This window comes from Bacillus sp. WC2507, from assembly GCF_052656125.1.
Window position 1 is genome coordinate 847,501 of sequence record NZ_JBQXPN010000001.1, and the last position, 23,093, is coordinate 870,593.

The 23,093-nt window shown below is 38.9% G+C and carries 14 protein-coding genes, 22 tRNA genes, 2 rRNA genes and 2 pseudogenes (1 of these 40 running past the window's edge); 33 read left to right on the forward strand and 7 right to left on the reverse strand.

All coding sequences use genetic code 11. The features are described from left to right. The 24 genes from ACUN28_RS04490 to ACUN28_RS04605 form a co-directional block, all read left to right on the forward strand. A 23S ribosomal RNA gene (locus tag ACUN28_RS04490) occupies positions 1-1,183 on the forward strand (it extends 1,739 nt beyond the left edge of the window). Between the two features lie 101 nt (positions 1,184-1,284). Next, positions 1,285-1,400 (forward strand): 5S ribosomal RNA (gene rrf, locus ACUN28_RS04495). 4 nt (positions 1,401-1,404) lie between these two features. Next, positions 1,405-1,480, forward strand: a tRNA-Val gene (locus ACUN28_RS04500). A 4-nt stretch (positions 1,481-1,484) separates the two neighbouring features. Beyond that, positions 1,485-1,560, forward strand: a tRNA-Thr gene (locus ACUN28_RS04505). A gap of 10 nt (positions 1,561-1,570) precedes the next feature. Further along, positions 1,571-1,646, forward strand: a tRNA-His gene (locus tag ACUN28_RS04510). Between the two features lie 23 nt (positions 1,647-1,669). Next, positions 1,670-1,750: transfer RNA gene (locus tag ACUN28_RS04515), tRNA-Leu, on the forward strand. Positions 1,751-1,779: 29 nt separating this feature from the next. Beyond that, positions 1,780-1,854, forward strand: a tRNA-Gly gene (locus ACUN28_RS04520). A 16-nt stretch (positions 1,855-1,870) separates the two neighbouring features. Continuing rightward, a tRNA-Leu gene (locus tag ACUN28_RS04525) sits at positions 1,871-1,959 on the forward strand. 3 nt (positions 1,960-1,962) lie between these two features. After that, positions 1,963-2,036, forward strand: a tRNA-Arg gene (locus ACUN28_RS04530). A gap of 10 nt (positions 2,037-2,046) precedes the next feature. Further along, positions 2,047-2,120, forward strand: a tRNA-Pro gene (locus ACUN28_RS04535). A 15-nt stretch (positions 2,121-2,135) separates the two neighbouring features. Next, positions 2,136-2,208 (forward strand) — tRNA-Ala (locus tag ACUN28_RS04540). Between the two features lie 20 nt (positions 2,209-2,228). Further along, positions 2,229-2,305: transfer RNA gene (locus ACUN28_RS04545), tRNA-Met, on the forward strand. Between the two features lie 4 nt (positions 2,306-2,309). After that, positions 2,310-2,386 (forward strand) — tRNA-Ile (locus ACUN28_RS04550). A gap of 17 nt (positions 2,387-2,403) precedes the next feature. Next, a tRNA-Ser gene (locus ACUN28_RS04555) sits at positions 2,404-2,496 on the forward strand. Positions 2,497-2,523: 27 nt separating this feature from the next. Further along, positions 2,524-2,600, forward strand: a tRNA-Met gene (locus ACUN28_RS04560). Between the two features lie 3 nt (positions 2,601-2,603). Further along, a tRNA-Asp gene (locus ACUN28_RS04565) sits at positions 2,604-2,679 on the forward strand. 13 nt (positions 2,680-2,692) lie between these two features. Then, positions 2,693-2,768 (forward strand) — tRNA-Phe (locus ACUN28_RS04570). Positions 2,769-2,782: 14 nt separating this feature from the next. Next, positions 2,783-2,858, forward strand: a tRNA-Thr gene (locus tag ACUN28_RS04575). Positions 2,859-2,868: 10 nt separating this feature from the next. Next, positions 2,869-2,944 (forward strand) — tRNA-Lys (locus tag ACUN28_RS04580). Positions 2,945-2,957: 13 nt separating this feature from the next. Next, positions 2,958-3,028: transfer RNA gene (locus ACUN28_RS04585), tRNA-Gly, on the forward strand. A gap of 10 nt (positions 3,029-3,038) precedes the next feature. Next, a tRNA-Ile gene (locus ACUN28_RS04590) sits at positions 3,039-3,115 on the forward strand. 7 nt (positions 3,116-3,122) lie between these two features. Beyond that, positions 3,123-3,197: transfer RNA gene (locus ACUN28_RS04595), tRNA-Asn, on the forward strand. A 7-nt stretch (positions 3,198-3,204) separates the two neighbouring features. Next, positions 3,205-3,295 (forward strand) — tRNA-Ser (locus tag ACUN28_RS04600). Positions 3,296-3,300: 5 nt separating this feature from the next. After that, positions 3,301-3,372, forward strand: a tRNA-Glu gene (locus ACUN28_RS04605). A 347-nt stretch (positions 3,373-3,719) separates the two neighbouring features. Here the strand turns inward: ACUN28_RS04605 and ACUN28_RS04610 are convergent. Beyond that, a complete protein-coding gene (locus tag ACUN28_RS04610; protein WP_048894612.1) occupies positions 3,720-4,130 on the reverse strand; it encodes a nucleoside 2-deoxyribosyltransferase in 411 nt (136 codons plus the stop codon). A gap of 273 nt (positions 4,131-4,403) precedes the next feature. Between ACUN28_RS04610 and ACUN28_RS04615 the strand changes: the two are divergent. Together ACUN28_RS04615 and ACUN28_RS04620 are read left to right on the forward strand one after the other, a co-directional pair. Further along, positions 4,404-4,754: pseudogene (locus ACUN28_RS04615) on the forward strand (RNA polymerase sigma factor); the annotation flags it as partial. A gap of 289 nt (positions 4,755-5,043) precedes the next feature. After that, entirely contained in the window at positions 5,044-5,988 is a 945-nt protein-coding gene (locus tag ACUN28_RS04620; RefSeq protein ID WP_000715344.1) for an L-lactate dehydrogenase, read from the forward strand. 170 nt (positions 5,989-6,158) lie between these two features. Here the strand turns inward: ACUN28_RS04620 and ACUN28_RS04625 are convergent, their stop codons facing one another. Together ACUN28_RS04625 and ACUN28_RS04630 are read right to left on the reverse strand one after the other, a co-directional pair. Then, positions 6,159-10,382, reverse strand: a complete 4,224-nt coding sequence (locus ACUN28_RS04625; RefSeq protein ID WP_016085762.1) for a S8 family serine peptidase — start codon at positions 10,380-10,382, stop codon at positions 6,159-6,161. 32 nt (positions 10,383-10,414) lie between these two features. Further along, complete coding sequence (locus tag ACUN28_RS04630) at positions 10,415-11,020, reverse strand: CalY family protein (RefSeq protein ID WP_016085763.1); 606 nt, start codon at positions 11,018-11,020, stop codon at positions 10,415-10,417. A gap of 468 nt (positions 11,021-11,488) precedes the next feature. On the opposite strand from ACUN28_RS04630, the gene glgB reads away from it, so the two are divergent. The 6 genes and pseudogenes from glgB to ACUN28_RS04660 form a co-directional block, all read left to right on the forward strand. After that, positions 11,489-13,426 (forward strand): 1,4-alpha-glucan branching protein GlgB, encoded by a 1,938-nt coding sequence (glgB, locus tag ACUN28_RS04635; RefSeq protein ID WP_016085764.1) that lies wholly within the window; start codon positions 11,489-11,491, stop codon positions 13,424-13,426. Then, positions 13,374-14,504 carry a glucose-1-phosphate adenylyltransferase gene (gene glgC, locus ACUN28_RS04640; protein ID WP_445423353.1) on the forward strand — a complete coding sequence of 377 codons (1,131 nt, stop codon included), beginning with the start codon at positions 13,374-13,376 and terminating at the stop codon, positions 14,502-14,504. The genes glgB and glgC overlap by 53 nt, the downstream gene beginning before the upstream one ends. Before the next feature lie 18 nt (positions 14,505-14,522). Continuing rightward, positions 14,523-15,557, forward strand: coding sequence for a glucose-1-phosphate adenylyltransferase subunit GlgD (glgD, locus tag ACUN28_RS04645; protein WP_016085765.1), 1,035 nt, complete (start codon positions 14,523-14,525; stop codon positions 15,555-15,557). A gap of 112 nt (positions 15,558-15,669) precedes the next feature. Beyond that, positions 15,670-17,100 carry a glycogen synthase GlgA gene (gene glgA / locus ACUN28_RS04650; RefSeq protein WP_016085766.1) on the forward strand — a complete coding sequence of 477 codons (1,431 nt, stop codon included), beginning with the start codon at positions 15,670-15,672 and terminating at the stop codon, positions 17,098-17,100. Positions 17,101-17,118: 18 nt separating this feature from the next. After that, a complete protein-coding gene (glgP, locus tag ACUN28_RS04655; protein ID WP_016085767.1) occupies positions 17,119-19,527 on the forward strand; it encodes a glycogen phosphorylase in 2,409 nt (802 codons plus the stop codon). A gap of 55 nt (positions 19,528-19,582) precedes the next feature. Further along, positions 19,583-19,687: pseudogene (locus ACUN28_RS04660) on the forward strand (GNAT family N-acetyltransferase); the annotation flags it as partial. 29 nt (positions 19,688-19,716) lie between these two features. Here the strand turns inward: ACUN28_RS04660 and ACUN28_RS04665 are convergent. From ACUN28_RS04665 to ACUN28_RS04675, 3 genes are all read right to left on the reverse strand, one after another. Next, positions 19,717-19,851: a hypothetical protein gene (locus ACUN28_RS04665; protein ID WP_080117823.1), complete on the reverse strand. Its 135-nt coding sequence runs from the start codon at positions 19,849-19,851 to the stop codon at positions 19,717-19,719. Positions 19,852-19,927: 76 nt separating this feature from the next. After that, entirely contained in the window at positions 19,928-20,650 is a 723-nt protein-coding gene (locus ACUN28_RS04670; protein WP_445423354.1) for a lipase family protein, read from the reverse strand. Positions 20,651-20,823: 173 nt separating this feature from the next. Beyond that, positions 20,824-21,606: a TIGR00266 family protein gene (locus ACUN28_RS04675; RefSeq protein ID WP_016085770.1), complete on the reverse strand. Its 783-nt coding sequence runs from the start codon at positions 21,604-21,606 to the stop codon at positions 20,824-20,826. Positions 21,607-22,019: 413 nt separating this feature from the next. Between ACUN28_RS04675 and cspD the strand changes: the two genes are divergently transcribed. After that, positions 22,020-22,220, forward strand: coding sequence for a cold-shock protein CspD (gene cspD, locus ACUN28_RS04680; protein WP_001193052.1), 201 nt, complete (start codon positions 22,020-22,022; stop codon positions 22,218-22,220). Positions 22,221-22,264: 44 nt separating this feature from the next. Here the strand turns inward: cspD and ACUN28_RS04685 are convergent, their stop codons facing one another. Then, positions 22,265-22,996: a yteA family sporulation protein gene (locus tag ACUN28_RS04685; protein WP_016085771.1), complete on the reverse strand. Its 732-nt coding sequence runs from the start codon at positions 22,994-22,996 to the stop codon at positions 22,265-22,267. Positions 22,997-23,093: the final 97 nt, after the last annotated feature.

A 23,093-nucleotide genomic window follows, 5' to 3' on the forward strand; every position in this document is an offset into this window, starting at 1 on the left:
ACTTCGGGAGAAGGGGTGCTTTCTTAACGGAAAGCCGCAGTGAATAGGCCCAAGCGACTGTTTAGCAAAAACACAGGTCTCTGCGAAGCCGTAAGGCGAAGTATAGGGGCTGACACCTGCCCGGTGCTGGAAGGTTAAGGAGAGGGGTTAGCGTAAGCGAAGCTCTGAACTGAAGCCCCAGTAAACGGCGGCCGTAACTATAACGGTCCTAAGGTAGCGAAATTCCTTGTCGGGTAAGTTCCGACCCGCACGAAAGGTGTAACGATTTGGGCACTGTCTCAACCAGAGACTCGGTGAAATTATAGTACCTGTGAAGATGCAGGTTACCCGCGACAGGACGGAAAGACCCCGTGGAGCTTTACTGTAGCCTGATATTGAATTTTGGTACAGTTTGTACAGGATAGGCGGGAGCCATTGAAACCGGAGCGCTAGCTTCGGTGGAGGCGCTGGTGGGATACCGCCCTGACTGTATTGAAATTCTAACCTACGGGTCTTATCGACCCGGGAGACAGTGTCAGGTGGGCAGTTTGACTGGGGCGGTCGCCTCCTAAAGTGTAACGGAGGCGCCCAAAGGTTCCCTCAGAATGGTTGGAAATCATTCGTAGAGTGCAAAGGCATAAGGGAGCTTGACTGCGAGACCTACAAGTCGAGCAGGGACGAAAGTCGGGCTTAGTGATCCGGTGGTTCCGCATGGAAGGGCCATCGCTCAACGGATAAAAGCTACCCCGGGGATAACAGGCTTATCTCCCCCAAGAGTCCACATCGACGGGGAGGTTTGGCACCTCGATGTCGGCTCATCGCATCCTGGGGCTGTAGTCGGTCCCAAGGGTTGGGCTGTTCGCCCATTAAAGCGGTACGCGAGCTGGGTTCAGAACGTCGTGAGACAGTTCGGTCCCTATCCGTCGTGGGCGTAGGAAATTTGAGAGGAGCTGTCCTTAGTACGAGAGGACCGGGATGGACGCACCGCTGGTGTACCAGTTGTTCTGCCAAGGGCATAGCTGGGTAGCTATGTGCGGAAGGGATAAGTGCTGAAAGCATCTAAGCATGAAGCCCCCCTCAAGATGAGATTTCCCATAGCGTAAGCTAGTAAGATCCCTGAAAGATGATCAGGTTGATAGGTTCGAGGTGGAAGCATGGTGACATGTGGAGCTGACGAATACTAATAGATCGAGGACTTAACCATATAATATGAAGCAATGTTATCTAGTTTTGAAAGAATATAAAAAACTTGTTGACTTTAAAGGTTAAATAAGTTACAATAATTCTTGTCTTAAATGAATAAAGTCTGGTAATGATGGCAGAGAGGTCACACCCGTTCCCATACCGAACACGGAAGTTAAGCTCTCTAGCGCCGATGGTAGTTGGGACCTTGTCCCTGTGAGAGTAGGACGTTGCCAGGCAAATGGAGGATTAGCTCAGCTGGGAGAGCACCTGCCTTACAAGCAGGGGGTCGGCGGTTCGATCCCGTCATCCTCCACCATTTAGCCGACTTAGCTCAATTGGTAGAGCAACTGACTTGTAATCAGTAGGTTGGGGGTTCAAGTCCTCTAGTCGGCACCAGAAAATCATGGCGGTTGTGGCGAAGTGGTTAACGCACCGGATTGTGGCTCCGGCATTCGTGGGTTCGATTCCCATCAGTCGCCCCATTTTTTCTTGAAATAATTAATATGCGGGTGTGGCGGAATTGGCAGACGCACTAGACTTAGGATCTAGCGCCTTTGGCGTGGGGGTTCGACTCCCTTCACCCGCACTTTTAATAAAATAACTCAAACATGTCTTGCGGAAGTAGTTCAGTGGTAGAATACAACCTTGCCAAGGTTGGGGTCGCGGGTTCGAATCCCGTCTTCCGCTCCAATTTTCAATATGACATGCCGGGGTGGCGGAACAGGCAGACGCACAGGACTTAAAATCCTGCGGTGGGTGACCACCGTGCGGGTTCGACCCCCGCCCTCGGCACCATATGCGCCCGTAGCTCAATTGGATAGAGCGTTTGACTACGGATCAAGAGGTTAGGGGTTCGACTCCTCTCGGGCGCGCTTTTATTAACGGGAAGTGGCTCAGCTTGGTAGAGCACCTGGTTTGGGACCAGGGGGTCGCAGGTTCAAATCCTGTCTTCCCGATTTTCCAAAAAACACGGGGCCTTAGCTCAGCTGGGAGAGCGCCTGCCTTGCACGCAGGAGGTCAGCGGTTCGATCCCGCTAGGCTCCACTTTTTTTAATATCATTTATGGCGGTGTAGCTCAGCTGGCTAGAGCGTACGGTTCATACCCGTGAGGTCGGGGGTTCGATCCCCTCCGCCGCTACCATAAAGGACCTTTAGCTCAGCTGGTTAGAGCAGACGGCTCATAACCGTCCGGTCGTAGGTTCGAGTCCTACAAGGTCCACCACTAAAGGTTTATATCTCGGAGGTATACCCAAGTTCGGCTGAAGGGATCGGTCTTGAAAACCGACAGGCGGCGAGAGTCGCGCGGGGGTTCGAATCCCTCTACCTCCTCCATTTTTTCTAAATTAAATATTTTATCATCGCGGGGTGGAGCAGCACGGTAGCTCGTCGGGCTCATAACCCGAAGGTCGCAGGTTCAAATCCTGTCCCCGCAACCAAATGGTCCCGTGGTGTAGTGGTTAACATGCCTGCCTGTCACGCAGGAGATCGCCGGTTCGACCCCGGTCGGGACCGCCATTTTTTACATAAAGGCTCGGTAGCTCAGTCGGTAGAGCAGAGGACTGAAAATCCTCGTGTCGGCGGTTCGATTCCGTCCCGAGCCACCATTTTGAAGTCGCAAGCCGACTTAGCTCAATTGGTAGAGCAACTGACTTGTAATCAGTAGGTTGGGGGTTCAAGTCCTCTAGTCGGCACCACTTTCAAAATGAGCCATTAGCTCAGTTGGTAGAGCATCTGACTTTTAATCAGAGGGTCGAAGGTTCGAATCCTTCATGGCTCACCATTTATAATTTAATGCGGGTGTAGTTTAGTGGTAAAACAAGAGCCTTCCAAGCTCTGGTCGAGAGTTCGATTCTCTTCACCCGCTTTTCAATTATGGGCCTATAGCTCAGCTGGTTAGAGCGCACGCCTGATAAGCGTGAGGTCGATGGTTCGAGTCCATTTAGGCCCACCATAATTGTTCCGCAGTAGCTCAGTGGTAGAGCTATCGGCTGTTAACCGATCGGTCGTAGGTTCGAGTCCTACCTGCGGAGCCATATTTATAGAGAAGTACCCAAGTGGCTCAAGGGGCTCCCCTGCTAAGGGAGTAGATCGCGAACGCGGTGCGAGGGTTCGAATCCCTTCTTCTCTGCCAGAACTGGCCCGTTGGTCAAGTGGTTAAGACACCGCCCTTTCACGGCGGTAACACGGGTTCGAATCCCGTACGGGTCATACTAAAAGAGATAGCATAATCTGCTATCTCTTTTTTGTTGTGTAAAAGCGGACTTTGAATCGTCTGCTTTTTTTTATAGATTTCTTGTATACTTTTTTCTATTCTAATCGTCTAACTAATAGAAAGGAGAGAGCGATGGAGTATGAAAAGATTATTATAAAAACCTCTAAAAGCATTTATAGGTATTTTCTTAAAATAGGGCTAACACCATATGCCCATTAACCTAAGAATTTTATAATGCCCTCAAAATTAGCTTGATGGTGATGGGGTATCGCCATCATTTTGGAAATAAACCACGTTAAGATTATATAAGTTTAATTTCACATGAGCTTTTTTCTTTTTTTGATTACGTTACAGCTCCATCATAAAATATACGAGGTAATTTATTAAAATCATACTGAATTACTTTATCAAAGCTATCCAAATATGCATGTAAAGATTGTGTAATCATAAGATTAACAACTTTTTCTTTAGTATTAAAAATAATAATAGGTTTTTTAAGTGACCAAGTATACCCAACTTCCCACATTGTTCCGGAATCTTGATCATTATATATTGCAAAGGTAATATCACTATGTTGAATTGCATTTACATCAGTAACAAAGTTTTGAAATTGCCATTCATAAGATCCAAAGGGAAATTTACTCATATATTTTCGTGGAGAAAATACATTTAATCCTTTCTTAGATAAAATTATCTCTAATTTTTCTAATAGTGCAATTTGTTCAGGGTTGAAAAATGGCCCGGCTAAATATATTCATTTATTTGCCCCCCTAATGGTTATAAAAATAATTATTTTTTATTCACTTATATGATTTGTATGTATGTAAACAAGTTTTAATAAGAGTTTTTGGTTTTGAGATAATAAAAGGTATAATTACAAAGTAATTATGCTGTGAAAGTTAAAAATTTTATAATGCTTCCAAAACAAAAATATTGTGTCTTTTATAACAACGAGGTCCATTTTTATGGTTCTGGGGATCGTATTAAATTTTAACTTGATGGCGAGGGGCTAACACCAGCAGATGTAGAAGACATTGTTCAAGACACGATACATAAAGCATTATTGTCTGTACCAAATATGAAAATTACTTATATAAAAACATGGTTATTTCAAGTTGCGATTAATAGACACCGTGATTTAGCAAGAAGGCAAAAGCGTAGTGAAGAAATCCCGATTGAATCTGTTCAATTAATTGGATCAAAAGGATTAGATGAACCACTTTTGAGAAAAGAGCTTCAAGTAGAAATACAAAGCATGCTTGGAAAGATGAATCCAATATATAAATATATCCTTTTATTAAAGTATAATTATGAACTTTTATATAAGGAAATAGCAACCATATTAGAGATGAAAGAAGAAAATGTGAGTTGCGCTTGATATATTCAGAAAATCGCTGATATAATTTCAATCACCAAAGAAAACATAAGAAAAATCCTTTCACAATCTAAAGAAAACGCCTCCATTAAAATGGATTCCACACCTATTCCATCAACTTTACACTCTATGTGAAAAAGTTCACAAATAGGTCATAATTTGTGAAGTAATTCACAATAATACGTGCTACAATATGAGTGTAAAGAAGTTAAACAACATTAAATTAGTATTTTAATTAATTACTTAAACAATCATAAAAAATAGATGTGAACAATAGAGAGGGGAAATTAACATGAAAAAAGGTATCAATCGTGTAGTATTAGTAGGAACAGGAGCTGTAGGTTGTAGTTACGCTTACTCAATGATCAACCAAGGTGTAGCTGAAGAATTCGTATTAGTAGATGTTAATGAAGCAAAAGCAGAAGGGGAAGCGATGGACTTAAGCCATGCAGTACCATTCTCTCCATCACCAACAAAAGTTTGGAGCGGTAGCTATGCAGATTGTAAAGATGCAGATTTAGTAGTTATCACTGCTGGATTACCACAAAAGCCAGGTGAAACTCGTTTAGACTTAGTTGAGAAGAACACAAAAATCTTTAAACAAATCGTTCGCGGTATTATGGATAGCGGATTCGATGGAATCTTCTTAATTGCAACTAACCCAGTTGACATTTTAACTTACGTAACTTGGAAAGAATCTGGTCTACCAAAAGAGCGTGTAATCGGTTCTGGTACAACTTTAGACTCTGCTCGTTTCCGTTACATGTTAGGTGACTACTTAGATGTAGATCCACGTAACGTACATGCTTACATCGTTGGTGAACACGGTGACACTGAACTTCCAGTATGGAGCCACGCTACTATCGGTGTACAAAAACTAGAAACAATCTTAGCTAACAACGAACAGTACAAACAAGAAGACTTAGACAAAATCTTCGAAAACGTACGTGATGCAGCTTACCATATCATCGAGCGTAAAGGTGCAACTTACTACGGAATCGGTATGTCACTACTTCGTGTAACTAAAGCAATCTTAAGCAACGAGAACAGCGTATTAACTGTATCTGCATACCTTGAAGGACAATACGGTGAGAAAGATGCTTTCGTAGGTGTTCCAGCTGTTATTAACCGCGAAGGTGTACGTGAAATCGTAGAACTTGAGCTAAATGAAGATGAAAAAGCGAAATTCGCTCATTCTGTAAAAGTATTAAAAGAAACAATGGCACCAGTACTATAATAATTGATAAATCATTCAGAGGCGGGACACTGCTTCCTACCTCTGAATTCATATAATTTAATATAAATTCCTTTTCCGGTTTCCTTGTATATCCCCAATATACCCCTTTTGCTGGATAAGGATCGTTTATAGAAAAGAGCACTCTACTTTACGTAGAGTGCTCTTTATTATTATTTTTTAGGCGTTAATCCCAATTTCTTTAAGATATCTGCCAGTGTACCGCTTTTTGATTTTTCCGCAGGTGTTTGTGATTTAGATGCATCCGGACCCTTTTTCAAGAAGTTCTTTTCAACGAAGCGAATATCTTTTTCGTCGACAATACCATCTTTGTTAAGGTCTCCGTCTTTTACAGATACTCCTTTTTTACCATAGTTGCTAGCGATAATTTCAGCATCTTTTATATCAATTACTTTATCACCGTTTACATCACCGGCAAGGTTTTCATCAAGGCGTGCATAATAATATTGACCAAGCAGCTTACCATCTTTTTCAGTACCTAATTTCGTTGTTAGACGGCTTGTTAAATGTCCTGGAACTTCTACATATAAGTTATAGTCGCGTTTATTAACTGGAAGTCCATTCAGCTTGAAGTATCCATATTTATCTAGTGATCCTTCAAACTTATGACGGTAGGAATCTGTTGCATATACTTTTACGCCAAGCTTTGTATAATCGAATTTTTCATCTAAATATCCACGTTCATTTAAGAATGCACCAGGTTTAATATTTCCTTCTACTAGTGAGTTTAAGGACATAACTGAGAATGTTTGATCTTGAAGTACACGCATTCTGTTTGGTTCTGGTTCACCTTGTTTCCAGTAAGCGAACACTGATAAATCTAATTGAGCATTTGCTTCATAAAACTCATCGTTTTCGACTTTGAACGTTACATCAATGAATGGGAAATCACCATCTAATCCAGCGAAGTTTTTGTCATCGATAGCTCCGCCTACTGTAACAGAACCTGCTTCTAGTTTCGGTTCATTTACTTTTGCTGTTACCCCTTTTTCAGAAAGGAGTTTTTCAAAAGCAGGATTCAATTTCGCATTTGCAAATTTGAAGTTCTTCTCTAGAAATTTTACGTTAAATTCCCCAGCAACGAATTGTTTTACGTGTTTCGCATTTAGGGTTACAGTAAGTTCATCATTTTTGTATACTTCTCTTTTATCATAGCTAGTTTTCGCATATTGAGCTCCTTGCGGGATAAACCAATAGTTATTTACACCGTTTGGATAGTCAGGTCCTGCAGTTGCATAATCGAAAATATATACGCCTGTGTTCATTGGGCCTTCCACCTTAAAGGATTCAGGAGTAATGCCAACTTTAAAGTCACCATTTGCATTAATAGGTAAAAACTTATGCAAGTATGGGGAATAATCATAGTACATAACGCCATTCGCTTCTTGCGTAATGTTTAAGCCTTTTCCTTTTAAGTAGTCAACGTTTGAATCATATACATTACCTTTAATCCATAGTGCCTTTTTGCCATCTTCCACTGTATAATTCTCTTCATTTAATTCATAAATACCAGGTTTTAATCCCGTTAATTTCACTTCCGGTGGTGTATTATCAATTACGACATAATCACCTTTCACACGTGCTTTCCCGGCTTTATCGTAGCCGACAAACTCAATTGTGTAGTCTCCTTCTGGTAAGTTGATTTTCTCATCACCGATTGGTTTTGCAGGATCATTTGTAAAAGGATATACTTTTCCGTTAAAGAATGAATCTAAGTAATAATACACATCCGTTTTTAGTCCACTCGTGTTTAATGTTCCGATGAAGCCGAGCGCTTTATTTGTTTTGGAATCTTTCACGATAAGATCTAACGTTTCAAGTTCGCTATTTAATTGGAATGCCCCGTGAACATAGGATTCACCGTATGGATTAAATTTCGATGTATCAGCTGAAATGGCTTTTCTTGATAGTATCGCGTTTTCAATACCAGGTTCTGATACACGAATAGAGAACGGAATTTGATACGTTTCTTCTTTATTTTTCGTATTTGTAATATGAATATATCCTTCATATCGGCCTTGCTTTGCACCGGCTGGGACATTAATTTTTGCTTCGATTTCATCTGATTTGCCAGCATCAAGAGTAATTGTTTCTGGAACAGAGACTTTTACACTGTTTGCGACAGCATCGTTAATAGTAGAAGAAGCCGGTATATAAGAAATTTCTGTTTTAAATTCTTTCTTCTCTTGTTTATTATGGTTTTCCACTTTTATATTTCGTTTTTGTTCAAGAGCTTCACCGTCTTTTTGATAAAACTTACCGAATGCAATAGATCCAGTTTCTTCGGGTACTTCAATTACTTCATCATTTACAACAGTTTTTGTCGTATCTAATACTTTAAAGCTTGTTTCTGTATGAACAGCGTTGTATGCATCTACTCGCCCAGCTCCAACTTCATATACAGAATATTTTTCTTTTAAATCATCAGCCGTGTTCATAAGAGACGCCTTTACATCGAATGGAGAGTATTCTGGGTGTTCTTGTAAAATAAGAGCAGCAACGCCAGCGATATGAGGGGATGCCATAGATGTTCCTTGCATACGCTCATAGGAAACGTCATAGTTTTCGCCTTCTTGTGGATCGTTAATATATTCAGGCACTGTTGAAAGTACAGCAACACCAGGTGCTGTAATATCAGGTTTAATATCATCATTTGATGTAACAGGGCCTCGTGAGCTAAAGTCTGCAAGATGATCGCCTTCTGTTTGAATATAACTAATTTCGCCAAAAGTAAAGGAGGTGTTACCTTGTTCGATTTGAGCTTTTAGTTTTTCACCGTCTTCTTTCGTTAGGCGGAATGCTGGAATGTATTTTGTGCTTTCGCCAACGTAGAAAGGAATTTCTCCGTCCACATTGTTATAAATAATAACGGCTTTTGCACCAGCTTGTTTCGCATTCGCGATTTTTTCATCAAATGAGAGTGTACCACGTGCAACGAGAGCGATTTTCCCTTTTACATCTTTTTTACTAAATTCGTCAGGCGTACCGATTCCTACAGATTCAATAGGGAGAGATTGTCCTTTGAAATCTTCTATTTTATCAGTGAAGTTTTTGCCAAATAAAATTAAGTTAGGGAATTGTACTTGTCCAGCATGACCTGATAGTTTTGGTAAGGAAATAGAACTATCACTTGCCCCGACCGTAATCGCAAAGGGAGAAGCACCTGGTGATCCGAGTGTCGCTGGATTTGGACCAGAGTTCCCAGCAGCAACGACTGTAACAACACCGGAAAGCATCGCGTTATTGACAGCGATAGACGTTGGATCAAGCGGATTGTTACTATCGTCACCTAACGATAAATTAATAACGTTCATACCGTCAGAAATAGATTTATCGATTGCAGCAATAATACCAGAACTATCTCCGCTTCCGTATGGACCAAGTACACGATAGTTATACAGTTCAATGTCAGGTGCAACACCTTTTACTGCGGAATCTGATGTGTTTTTCTTTTGAGCAGAAACGATACCTGCTACGTGAGTACCATGTGCGGTGTAGAAGGAAGAGCCACGATCATCGAATTCAGGAGCGCCAGATTGTTGCCATTCTGCATACGTAGTCTCCATCGGATCTGCATCGTTATTAATAAAGTCCCAACCTTTTACGGAGTTTGGGTCTATTTTGCTAGAGTCCTCGCCATTTTTTGCACGGTATCCTTTATACACATCTTTTAAGTCAGGGTGATTGTAATCAATACCTGTATCTAATACACCAACTTTAATTCCTTTTCCGGTAATGCCCTCGCTATGTAACTTATCTACCCCAATTTGCGGAATGCTATCTGTTAGTTTTTGAGGTGCTTTCTGCTCTGCTTGTTTTGGTAAATTTAATTTTACTTCGTAATCTTTCCAAATACGTTTTACAACACCGATTCGTAACAATTCTTCAACTGTATTTGCAGGTAATGTCAGGGCAACCCCATTTATAGCATGTTTATAAGAGCGTTTAATTTGTACAGACTGGAAATTTCCAGACTTTACTGATGGACTGAATTGACGGAGGTTTTTAAGACCTTTTTGGAATTCTTCATGCTCTTGATCAATGCGTGCTTTTATATTTCCAGGTGCAGCTTGCAATCCTTTTTCTTTTTGTTTTAATTCATTAATCTTTACTGGCGCAGTTTGAAATTCTACAATGATATTTACTGGTTCGGAACTGCTCGTATTAATATCTGGTGAAATCGTAAAACCAGGATTGGCATCTAACGTTTGTAATGCCTGACGCTGTTCTTTAGAAAGTTTTGATAGTAAAGACTGGGCGTTTGAAGAGTCAATTTGATTAATAGGGTTTTCAGCAAGTACATTGAACGGAAGGGCAGTTGAAAATAGAACGCCAGCCGTTACAATTCCGGTAACAAAACGATTTTTCTTTTTCATGTATAGGCCTCCGATAATTTATATTTTTAAAATTATTTCTCCACGCCTGGTGTTTGCTCTGCATGGAATGTCCAATTTAGCTGTAAGGAATCCCCCTGGAATTTATTTTGATCTTGGTCGTTGTCTTCAAAGGAGAAGAGGACGTGTAAGGAATCTGTTTCACCAGATTTAATACCATCTATTAAGTTATGACGTTCTAGAGATGTAGCTACATCCTCAGGTTTCATAGTTTTCAATTCTGATAGTTTTGTTTCCCACAAAATTTCATGATCATCGTTTGGATTAGATGGCTTTCCATCATTCACTAAAAATTTGACGATGATGTGATCGCCTAAATCTTCACCATCATTATTTTGCTTTGCATCTGTAACTTCATAGGATGTTTCAAGTGCTACCTTTGCAATATCCAATGTTCCTTTGTTTTCAAGCTTGAAATTTCTTTCAATAAAATCACCTGGTTTTAAATCTTTCACATCAACGATTACACTTGGATTAATAGAAAGGTCTAGTGTTCCCGCTTGAAATGAATTATTCGATGTTTCAGAATCACTGAAATAGGCGAATACACCGCCGAATGTAAGGGATAAGCCAAGTGAAGCTGTGACAACTCCCATTCCAACTTTTTGTTTTACTGACATAAGAAAGCCCCCTAATTTTAATTTTTTCAAACGTTCGCCGGGAGTATGGATAGAGTAAACAGAGTGTTTCAGTATGAATTATATTTGCGAAGGTTTGGTGTTCTTTATTGAGAACAAGTATATGCTTATGAATTTTCCATTTCAATAAAATTGTGACAAAAAATGTTGAGAAACATTTTTTTATGACAGATTATTTTGTTGTGATTTTACGTGATAAATAGAGTGGAAAATAGGAGGAATCTAATAGAATAGATATTGAGAAATAAATAAAAGGCAGAAAGATAGAAAGAAAGTGAAGCGTTTTCAATGAATATTCGTCAAAATTCGATATTTTATATGGAAATGTGAAAAAAAATCAATATTTTTAAGAAAAAAACGTATATTTTTTATAAATCAACAAGGATATTTCAGTTTTTTGCAGAATTGTTAAAGTATAAAAAATTCTGTCATCTTAGTGAGGTGAACATATTGAGTGTAATAAATTGTGAAGAAGTGAAACGAGATGAGTTTCATACAGAAAAGTACTATGACAGTTATAACATCTTTGGCGCACATGTTGTGACGGAAGATGAGATGCGAGGAGTACGATTTACAGTATGGGCTCCTCATGCGAAAGCAATGAGTGTTGTTGGAGATTTTAATGAATGGGATTATGAACAACATAAGATGCTACAAGTGACAGAAGAGGGAATTTGGTCCTTGTTTATACCGCATATTGAAGAAAGAGAAATATATAAATATGCGATTGAAACAATGACTGGTGACGTCATTTTAAAGGCAGATCCGTATGCTGTGTATGCAGAAGTAAGACCGAATACGGCATCTGTAGTTTTTGATATAAAGGGATACGAATGGAATGATAAAAACTGGAGCCGTAAGAAAAAGAAAAAATCGGTTTATAAAGAAGCGATGACGGTTTATGAATTACATTTCGGTTCTTGGAAAAAGAAAGAAGACGGAACACTGTATTCTTACAGGGAAATGGCAGAAGAACTCATTCCTTATGTGGTGGAACATCAATTTACACATATTGAAATTATGCCGCTTGTTGAGCATCCATATGATCGTTCTTGGGGATATCAAGGGACGGGATATTATGCAGCAACGAGTAGATTCGGCACGCCACATGATTTGATGCATTTTGTCGATGAATGTCATAAATATGGAATCGGTGTCATTTTAGATTGGGTGCCGGGGCATTTTTGTAAAGATGCTCACGGTTTATATTTGTTTGATGGGACACCGACTTATGAATATAAAGATAAAGATGTCCAAGAAAATCTAGTATGGGGAACTGTCAATTTTGATTTAGGAAAGAGGGAAGTACGTAATTTCTTAATTTCAAATGCGTTATTTTGGATGAGACATTTCCATATTGACGGTTTCAGGGTGGATGCAGTTGCGAATATGTTGTATTGGAATAAAGAAGGGCAGGAGCAAAGTAATGAGCACGCTGTTTCATTTTTACGAGAGTTAAATGAAGCGGTGTTTGCAGAAGATGAAGATTTCCTTATGACAGCAGAAGATTCAACAGCTTGGCCACTTGTAACAGCCCCAACGTATGAAGGTGGGCTTGGGTTCAATTACAAATGGAATATGGGCTGGATGAATGATGTGCTGAAATATATGGAGTGTGCGCCTGAGTATAGGAAGCATATTCATGAGAAAATGACGTTTTCTTTAATGTATGCTTACTCTGAAAACTTTATATTACCGCTTTCTCATGATGAAGTCGTTCATGGGAAAAAGTCGTTATTAAATAAAATGCCAGGAGATTACTGGGATAAGTTTGCTCAACTTCGTTTATTATATGGATATTTTTTTACTCACCCAGGAAAGAAATTACTTTTCATGGGAGGAGAATTTGGGCAGTTTGATGAGTGGAAAGACCTTGAAGATTTAGATTGGAATTTACATGATTTTGAAATGCATCGTTATATGCATGATTACTTTAAAGAGCTCATAGCATTGTATAAGCGCTCCAAACCACTTTGGCAGCTTGATCATTCACCTGAAGGATTTCAGTGGATAGATGCTAATAATCATGAGCAAAGTATTTTCTCGTTTATCCGCCAAGGGGATAAACAAGAAGATGCGTTAGTTGTCGTATGTAATTTTACGAAAGCTACATATGAAAACTATAAAGTAGGTGTACCAGATTTCGAGAATTATAACGAGATTTTAAATAGTGATGCTGAGCAATATGGCGGTTCGGGGCAAGTAAATAAGAAACGTCTTAAGGCGATTCTAGAACCGTATCATAATCAAGCAGCACATGTAGAAATTACAATTCCACCATTTGGCGTATCCATATTACGACCAGTGAAGACGAGAAAGGGGAGCAAAAAACAAGATGGTTCAAAAACAAAAGTGCGTAGCAATGTTACTAGCAGGGGGAAAAGGTAGTCGATTAAGTGCATTAACAAAAAATTTAGCCAAGCCAGCTGTTCCATTTGGTGGTAAATATCGCATTATTGATTTTACGCTAAGCAACTGTGCGAATTCTGGTATTGAAACGGTGGGGATTTTGACGCAGTATCAACCACTTGAACTTCATAATTATATCGGAATCGGCAATGCTTGGGATTTAGACCGAGTAAGCGGTGGAGTCACAGTGTTACCTCCTTATGCGGAATCTTCAGGGGTGAAGTGGTACACAGGTACGGCAAGTGCCATTTATCAAAACTTAAACTATTTAAGTCAGTACGAACCAGAGTATGTTCTTATTTTATCTGGCGACCATATTTATAAAATGGATTACAGTAAAATGCTAGATTACCATATTGAGAAAGAAGCGGATGTTTCGATTTCTGTTATTGAAGTGCCTTGGGATGAAGCGAGTCGCTTTGGCATTATGAATACAAATGAAGAGATGGAGATTGTTGAATTTGAAGAGAAACCGCAATTTCCAAGAAGTAATCTTGCCTCAATGGGAATCTATATTTTTAACTGGGCAATTTTGAAAGAGTATTTAGAGATGGATGCAAGAAATCCTGAATCTAGTAATGATTTCGGAAAAGATGTACTTCCGCTTTTATTAGATGAAGGGAAAAAGCTTATGGCGTATCCGTTTGAAGGATATTGGAAAGATGTTGGAACGGTGAAAAGCTTATGGGAAGCGAATATGGATTTACTTCGCGATGAAACGTCGCTGAATTTAAACGATCGTAATTGGCGTATTTATTCTGTGAATCCAAACGAACCGCCTCAATATATTGCCGAACAGGCAAAAGTAGAAGAATCACTTATTAACGAAGGATGCGTCATTGAAGGGGACGTGAAGCATTCTGTATTATTCCAAGGGGTGACGGTGGAAGAGGGTAGTATGGTTATTGATTCTGTCGTTATGCCAGGAGCGAAGATTGGTAAAAATGTTGTGATTGAAAGAGCGATCGTTGGATCGGAAATGGTTATTGAAGATGGAACAATTATTCGTCCAGAAAAGAATGTTGACGATGTAGTACTAATTGCTGAAGGGAAATAGAAAAGGGGGATGAAATGAATGGGAGAAAAAATGTTAGGAATTATTAATGCAACGGGAAGTTTTCCTTCCTTAAAGAAAGTAACAGGGCATCGTTCACTAGCGGCGTTACCGTTTGGGGGCCGTTATCGACTCATTGATTTCATGCTTTCAAATATGGTGAATTCTAATATTCATAGTGTGGCAGTTTTTACAAGCCATAAAAACCGTTCACTAATGGACCACGTTGGTTCAGGCAAACAGTGGGATTTAGATAGAAAAAGAGACGGACTGTTTTTATTCCCGCCAAACTGCCAATGTGACCAAGATGAATTTGGATCCTTTGCACATTTTAGAAGACATATTGATTATTTTCTAAGAGCCAGAGAAGAATACGTTGTTATTACGAATAGCCATCTCGTAACAGCATTAAATTTTCAAGGGGTGTTAGAGCGACATATACATACGGCAGCTGACATTACGGAAGTTTGTCATGAAGGGGTTTCGCTTCAAACATACGTGTTAAAGAAGCAATTATTATTAGATTTATTTGAAGCATATAAAGATGTGGAGCAATACAGTTTATTTGATGTAGTGAGAGAAAAGCGCGGAAAATCACTGCATATTGCTACGTATGAGCATACAGGATATGTAGCTATTATTGATTCGATTGAAAGTTACTATAAGCATAGTTTAGAAATTTTGCAGCCTGCTATTTGGAAGCAAGTATTTAAGAAAGAAGCACCGATCTTTACGAAAGTAAAAGATGAACCACCAACGCGTTACTTAAAGGGTGCAGCCGTGAAAAATACAATGATTGCAAACGGTAGTATTATCGAAGGCGAAGTAGAAAATAGTGTTGTCTCCCGTTCTGTTAAAATTGGAAAAGGTTCAATTGTTCGTAATAGCATTATTATGCAAAAGAGCCAAATTGGAGATAACTGTATAATAGACGGTGTTATTATTGATAAAGACGTGAAAATTGGTGATGGTGTCGTACTAAAAGGAAACGCCGATGAACCATACGTTGTCGAAAAAGGAAGCGTTCAAAACAGCACAATTAATAGTTATTCTTAAGAAATCAGTGGGGGTTTTTCCTCCACTGATTAAAGTTATAATTTAAATGAAAACTCGAAGGGAGGAAGCTGCAAGGGAAGTAGTATAAGCTTTTCGTGCAGTGGGACAACAAGTGAATATTTTATTTGCAGTATCAGAATGTGTACCATTTGTTAAATCGGGAGGATTAGCTGATGTAGCAGGTGCGCTCCCAAAAGAGCTGAAAAAATTAGGTGTGGAAGTTCGCATTATACTCCCAAATTATAGTCTTATTCCAAAAAAATTAAGAGATGGATGTACGCTACATAAAGTAATTAACGTCCCGCTTGGGTGGAGAAATCAATATTGTGGAATTTTAAAAGGTGAGCAGGATGGGATTACGTATTACTTAATAGATAATGAATATTATTTTAAGAGGGATTCTCTATATGGTCATTATGATGATGGAGAGCGTTTTTCTTATTTTTCGAAAGCAGTTTTAGAGTGTATTCCGCATCTTGATTTCGAAGTGGATGTTCTTCATAGCCACGATTGGCATACCGCTATGGTTAACTTCTTACTGCGTGAAAAGTATCAAGATAACCCATTATATGAGCATATTAAAACGGTGTATACGATTCATAACTTGCAGTTCCAAGGTGTATTTCCTCCTGAAGTGATGTACGACTTGTTAGAACTTGGTGATGAATATTTTCATAGTGAGCAGTTAGAGTTTTATGGAAATGTGAACTTTATGAAGGGTGGCATTATCGCTTCTGATCAAATTACAGCGGTTAGCCCGACATACAAAGAAGAAATTCAATATGAGTTTTTCGGTGAGAAGTTAGATGGGTTGTTACGAAAATATAACGGTAAGCTTAGCGGCATTGTAAATGGAATTGATACGAGCGTATATAATCCAGAAACGGATTCATATATTACTGCTCAGTACGATGCAGATTCATTATATGAAAAAAATGAAAATAAACGCGCATTGCAGCGTTATTTTGGTTTGCCAGAAAAAGAAGATACACCGATTATTTCAATGGTAACGAGATTAACGAAGCAAAAAGGTCTTGATTTAGTACGTACTGTATTCCGCGAAATAATGGAGGAAAATGTACAATGTATTATTTTAGGATCAGGTGACTCTGAATATGAACAATTCTTTGAGTGGATGGCATATGAGTATCCTGAGAAGGTAAAAGTGTATATCGGATTTAATGAAGAATTAGCTCATCAAGTGTATGCGGGAAGTGATTTATTCTTAATGCCATCACTATTTGAACCATGTGGACTTGGACAACTTATCGCATTAGCGTACGGTACAATTCCGATTGTAAGAGAGACAGGTGGATTAAATGATACTGTACAATCTTATGACGAAGAAACTGGAGAAGGAAATGGTTTCAGTTTCACGAACTTTAATGCACATGACATGTTGCACACGGTTCGTCGTGCAATTGAATTTTATCATGATAAACCGGTATGGGAGCAGCTTGTAAAACAAGCGATGACTGAAGATTACAGCTGGGAGAAATCAGCTCTTGCCTATAAGAAATTGTATAAAAGTCTCATGGAATAACATGTAGGTGGTGAAGAAATGTTTACTCATGTTGAAAGTTTTAAATCAGCTTTTCTAGAAAAGTTAGAGACGATGTATGGTAAAAGTTTTAAAGACTCTACAACTCGTGATCAATACAATACGCTTGGGTACATGGTACGTGAGTATATGAATAGTCAATGGATTGCAACGAACGAAAGTTATCGGTCTGGAGAGCAAAAGCAAATGTATTACTTATCCATTGAGTTTTTACTTGGGCGTTTGCTTGGAAGTAACATATTAAATTTAGGCATCAGGGATGTCTGTGAGCAAGGACTTTCTGAGCTTGGTATTTCGTTGCAAGAATTAGAAGAAGTGGAAGCAGATGCAGGTCTTGGAAATGGTGGACTTGGACGATTAGCAGCTTGTTTCCTTGATTCACTTGCCTCTTTAAACTTACCAGGTCATGGCTGTGGAATTCGTTACAAACACGGCTTATTTGATCAAAAAATTGTGGATGGTTATCAAGTTGAATTTCCAGAACAGTGGCTCCTTCATGAAAACGTATGGGAAGTAAGAAGGCATGATCAAGCTGTAGAAGTAAGTTATTTCGGCAATGTTGAACCGCTATACATTGATGGACGTTTAGAGTTTAGGCATACGAACGCAGAAGTAATTATGGCAGTACCATATGACGTTCCAGTAGTAGGGTATGAGACGAGTACTGTAAATACACTTAGACTTTGGAATGCTGAACCAGTTCCTTTCCCGCAAAATTGCAAAGATATTTTGAAATATAAGCGTGAAACAGAGGCGGTATCGGAGTTTTTGTATCCAGATGATACGCATGATGAGGGGAAAATACTTCGTTTGAAACAACAGTATTTCCTCGTATCAGCAAGTCTGCAAAATATCGTTCGTATGCATAGAGAAAGATATGGTGACCTTCGTCAATTACATGAGAAAATTGCGATTCATATTAATGATACACATCCAGTTTTGGCGATTCCAGAACTGATGCGTATTTTATTAGATGAAGAAAAACTAGCATGGGAAGAAGCTTGGCACATAACGACGCAAACGATTTCTTACACGAATCATACGACGTTATCAGAAGCGCTTGAAAAGTGGCCAATTCACATTTTTAAACCGTTATTACCGAGAATTTATATGATTATTGAAGAGATTAATGAACGTTTCTGTCATGAGCTTTGGGAACGTTATCCGTATGAATGGCATCGCATTGAAGAGATGGCGATTATTGCGCATGATCTTGTGAAAATGGCTCATTTAGCAATTGTCGGTAGCCATAGCGTAAACGGTGTAGCAAAAATTCATACGGAAATCTTAAAGCAGCGTGAAATGCGATTGTTCTATGAATTTTATCCAGATAAGTTTAATAATAAAACGAATGGAATCGCTCATAGACGCTGGTTAATGAAGGCAAATCCGCAGCTGACGAACCTGATTTCAGAGGCAATTGGAACAGAGTGGAAGAAAGAACCGATTAAGCTTCAAGCGCTGCAAACAGTCCAATATGATGCGAGTTTCCATGAGAAATTTGCAGAGGTAAAACAAGAGCGTAAAGAGATTTTAGCAGAGCGTATTCATAATAAAATGGGGATTACAATTGATCCAAATTCTATTTTTGATGTGCAAGTAAAAAGACTGCATGCTTACAAACGACAATTATTGAATGTTCTTCATATTTTATATTTGTATAATCGTCTGAAAGAGGATGCTAGTTTTACATTTTATCCGCGTACTTTTATCTTTGGAGCGAAAGCATCACCTGGCTATTACTATGCGAAAAAAATTATTAAATTAATAAATGAGCTTGCAAGGAAAGTGAATAATGATCCGTATGTGAGTCAATATATGAAAGTTATCTTTCTAGAAAACTACCGAGTTTCTTTAGCGGAAGATATATTCCCAGCAGCGGATGTTAGTGAGCAAATTTCAACTGCGAGTAAAGAAGCATCGGGAACGGGTAACATGAAATTTATGATGAATGGTGCGATTACAATCGGAACGTTAGACGGTGCTAACGTTGAAATAAAAGACCGGGTCGGTGATGATAACTGTTTCATTTTTGGCTTAACAGCGGAAGAGGTTCTTCATTACTATCAAAATGGTGGATATCGTGCAAGTGATTATTATCACCACAATATGCATATTAAGAAAGTAGTAGATCAACTGACGAATGGTTTCTTTGCACAGTCGGGAGCTGAATTTGAAGCAATTTATGATTCTCTCGTTATTCAAAATGATGAATATTTCGTTCTGCGAGATTTTGGTCCATATGCGGAAAGGCAAGAAGCTGTTGGTAGAGCTTATGAAAACCGAACGAAGTGGCTAGAAATGTCGATTTTAAATATTGCACAATCTGGTCATTTTGCGAGCGATCGGACGATTTTGCAGTATAGTAATGAGATTTGGGGTATTGGTAATGCGGTTACACAGTATTAAGTAAAAGTCCCTTTTGAAGGGGCTTTTCTTTATTAAGTTGAAGTGGGGTGTATAGGAAGGTACATTGAGACAAAGTGTAAAAATGAATAATACATATAGGGATGCTAAAGTGTATTCACTTTTAAAAGAGGAATATAATCGCTTAAAAAACCGAGCTTAATTTCATTAAGCTCGGTTTTCTTTTTTTGCTTAAGAAAGAAATGGGATGGCGGTGTATATGATACCTGTGCCACCATATTCTCCTGTCGCAAAGTATGAAAATGTAAAGAAACCTGTAAACGAAAAAATTACAATGAGAAAAAGTGCAAAGATAAATTTTAGCATGTAAGGTCCCCTCATCCAAAAGTAAATTCATATATCATTATAGTATGCGAAAATTTAATTTCCAATTGTTTACTGGTTAAAAATGAGAAGTCAGACATGTTTTGTATGTTGTCATGGCATGATTATTTGTAATGGATTTTGTGTTTTTTGTAAAAGTCATATTGTGATGAACGTGTGCATATTCCCAGTCTTGTTCATTAAAATGGACATTGCGCGGAGGGAGAAGAGGAACGACATCAAATAAATTAACGAAGCGAAAGCTACTAGCTACTTGCAGTTTATAATAATTACGAAATGCAATATCCCCCACTTTCGGAGAGGCAAATGTATAAAGACCGTACTGTGCGAAGGCGGTGTTGATACGCGCATCTAGTATATGTAGTGTAGCGAGCGCGCCGCCTAAGCTATGACCTGTTGCAAGAAGTTTTTTATGGGCTGGTAATGATACGAGCATATCCATAATAGAATCTCGGCAAGATTCATAAATAGAAAGAAAGCCGTTATGGACATTTCCGCTATTTAAAGCATATGGATATGGTTTTTGATTGACGAGTGAATCGATAATCCATTCGGTATCTGTTTGTGTCCCGCGAAAAGCTACGATAATAGTATCCTCAGATTCTAGTATGAATCCAAACCAATCTGTCGTTTGAATGGTTTTTCCTTGAAAGCCTTGTACATATTGAAAACTATCTGGTATTTCGAAAATCCCATTTTGTTTATATTGTTCATACGTTAACTCACAACAAGAAGCTAACAATATGGCAGTATCTTTATCAAAGGATAGAGGAGTACGCATTAAGGAAGCCCTCCTTAAGAAAAGGTATAGTTTAATATATGCAGTGAGGGACTTGATTCATTCGTTTGGATGGGGGAAATAGTTTGTATCGCTTAACTAAAGCAGTGGATGAAATGATATCGACTTATCGACGAATAATAACAAAATAAAACAGCGCCCCATAAGGGCACTGTTTACTCTTTTCCATCTAATAAACGGCCAAGGCCACCTAAAACGCTGCCTTCACCAGTACCCTGAGCTGCTGGGCTTGTCAGGCGTGCTGCTAAGCGGCTAAGTGTTAAGGATTGGATCCAAACTGTTCCAGGTCCTTCTAACGTTGCGAAGAATAAACCTTCTCCGCCAAATAGAGCTGTTTTTACTTTTCCAACGAACTCGACATCGTAGTTAACGTCTTTTGTCATTGCAACGAGACAACCTGTATCGATGCGAAGCTTTTCGCCAGGTTTTAATTCACGCTTATATACAGTTCCGCCTGCATGCATGAAAGCAAGTCCATCACCTTCGAGTTTCTGCATGATGAAACCTTCACCACCAAAGAAACCAGTTCCGATTTTTTTTGTAAACTCGATTCCGATAGAAACACCTTTTGCTGCACAAAGAAACGCATCTTTTTGGCAAACTACTTTCCCTTGATATTCTGTTAAATCTACAGGAACAATTTTACCAGGATAAGGAGCAGCAAATGATACGTGGCGCTTGCCGTGACCTGTATTCGTAAATACAGTCATAAACATGCTTTCACCTGTAACGAGACGTTTACCAGCGCCCATTAATTTTCCGAATAAACCTCCAGATGGTCCAGAACCATCACCGAAGATTGTTTCCATTTCGATGTAATCTTCCATCATCATCATTGCGCCCGCTTCTGCAATCACGCTTTCTTCTGGATCTAATTCAATTTCAACGAACTGCATATCGTCGCCGTATAACTTATATTCGATTTCATGTGCCTTCATTCTTATCACCTCGTATGTAATAGATACTTATATTGTACAGAATTTAATAGGATTAGAATACTTTAGTTTTGTTAATTTTCAAATTAAGTAGAACTTTAATCAGTGGGGGCCATCCCGCACTGATTATCTGCCCTCACCAATTGGGCTTTTACTGTCCGCAAATAGCGAGATAAAATATGAATATGGAAATTCAACATTATATTAAAATTATAAAAATATGATGAGGTGAAAGTGTTCTCATTTGACGTTTTCAATATAGCATGATATAGTGAAAGCACTATTGAGCTACATAATGTGGTACGGAAATAAAGCACGTTGTATTAAAGGCTGTAAGCTTGTTATACATTCATGTCCTTTATATCCACCTTTTCATGTGGATTCATAGTTTCATTTTTATTTAGGAGGTACATGACATGCAAACAGGTAAAGTTAAATGGTTTAACGGCGAAAAAGGTTTTGGCTTCATCGAAGTTGAAGGCGGAGAAGACGTATTCGTACATTTCTCAGCTATCCAAGGCGACGGCTTCAAAACTTTAGAAGAAGGTCAAGAAGTTTCTTTCGAAATCGTTGAAGGAAACCGCGGACCACAAGCAGCTAACGTTACAAAAAACTAATTAGCTAGCGATAAAAAGCATTCCGATTTTCGGAATGCTTTTTTTTATTCTTTGGAACTAGATTCATTTGAAGATAATTCGCCCTTAAAGGTACGCTCTTCAAAGTCATCAAGCATTTGTTCATATTCTTCATGCTCTTCCGTAGCGAAAACTTGCGGATTTTTTCCATACATATCTGTACCGATAAAGTTTTCGAAGTCCTCTACGTAGCCTACATTTTCCTCGCTATTTACGTACATGCCATTATAGTTTTTGGAATCTTGTCTTTCTAAATCAGACGGTGTTTCAGATGTTCCGTAATTTGCGACATCTTGCCAAGCATCTTCTGCATCGTACTCAACAGAATGGTCTTCATCGTGTTTGTGGAAAGAAGGAGACAACACTTCTTCTTCGACTGGGCGTGTATTCATATTTAATTTACTTGTCGTGTGCTGTATGCATGTTGTAGCAGTCGGCATTGCTTCCAATCTTTCAAATGGAATTTCTTCACCAGACACTTCGCAAATGCCGTACGTACCCGCTTCTATTTTTTGTAGGGCGTGTTTCGTATCCTCTAGCTGTTTATGCCAAAGTTCAATAAGTCCGAAGTCTTTTTCACGTTCATATAGCTCTGTTGCCATATCAGCTGGATGGTTATCGTAGCTAGATAATTCTCCAACGGAATCACGTTCAGATGCACGATCTTCATTTTCATGTGTTTGTAACGTTTGCTCTAGTTCTTGTTTTTGTTTTTCTAAAACGGATTTAAATTGATTTATTTGTTGTGGAGTTAACATAGTCGTCCACCTTCCTACAATTCAGTTTCTTTACATAGTATGAGCGTCGAGAGTAGGAATTATGAGTTGAAATTGGTATATGAAAAAAGAGCTGCAT

Excerpts from the sequence above, each read along its gene's own strand:
- ACUN28_RS04620 (WP_000715344.1), top strand. The coding sequence starts at position 5,044 with ATGAAAAAAGGTATCAATCGTGTAGTATTAGTAGGAACAGGAGCTGTA.
- ACUN28_RS04625 (WP_016085762.1), bottom strand. The coding sequence starts at position 10,382 with ATGAAAAAGAAAAATCGTTTTGTTACCGGAATTGTAACGGCTGGCGTT.
- ACUN28_RS04630 (WP_016085763.1), bottom strand. The coding sequence starts at position 11,020 with ATGTCAGTAAAACAAAAAGTTGGAATGGGAGTTGTCACAGCTTCACTT.
- glgC (WP_445423353.1), top strand. The coding sequence starts at position 13,374 with ATGGTTCAAAAACAAAAGTGCGTAGCAATGTTACTAGCAGGGGGAAAA.
- glgD (WP_016085765.1), top strand. The coding sequence starts at position 14,523 with ATGGGAGAAAAAATGTTAGGAATTATTAATGCAACGGGAAGTTTTCCT.
- glgP (WP_016085767.1), top strand. The coding sequence starts at position 17,119 with ATGTTTACTCATGTTGAAAGTTTTAAATCAGCTTTTCTAGAAAAGTTA.
- ACUN28_RS04665 (WP_080117823.1), bottom strand. The coding sequence starts at position 19,851 with ATGCTAAAATTTATCTTTGCACTTTTTCTCATTGTAATTTTTTCGTTT.
- ACUN28_RS04670 (WP_445423354.1), bottom strand. The coding sequence starts at position 20,650 with ATGCGTACTCCTCTATCCTTTGATAAAGATACTGCCATATTGTTAGCT.
- ACUN28_RS04675 (WP_016085770.1), bottom strand. The coding sequence starts at position 21,606 with ATGAAGGCACATGAAATCGAATATAAGTTATACGGCGACGATATGCAG.
- cspD (WP_001193052.1), top strand. The coding sequence starts at position 22,020 with ATGCAAACAGGTAAAGTTAAATGGTTTAACGGCGAAAAAGGTTTTGGC.
- ACUN28_RS04685 (WP_016085771.1), bottom strand. The coding sequence starts at position 22,996 with ATGTTAACTCCACAACAAATAAATCAATTTAAATCCGTTTTAGAAAAA.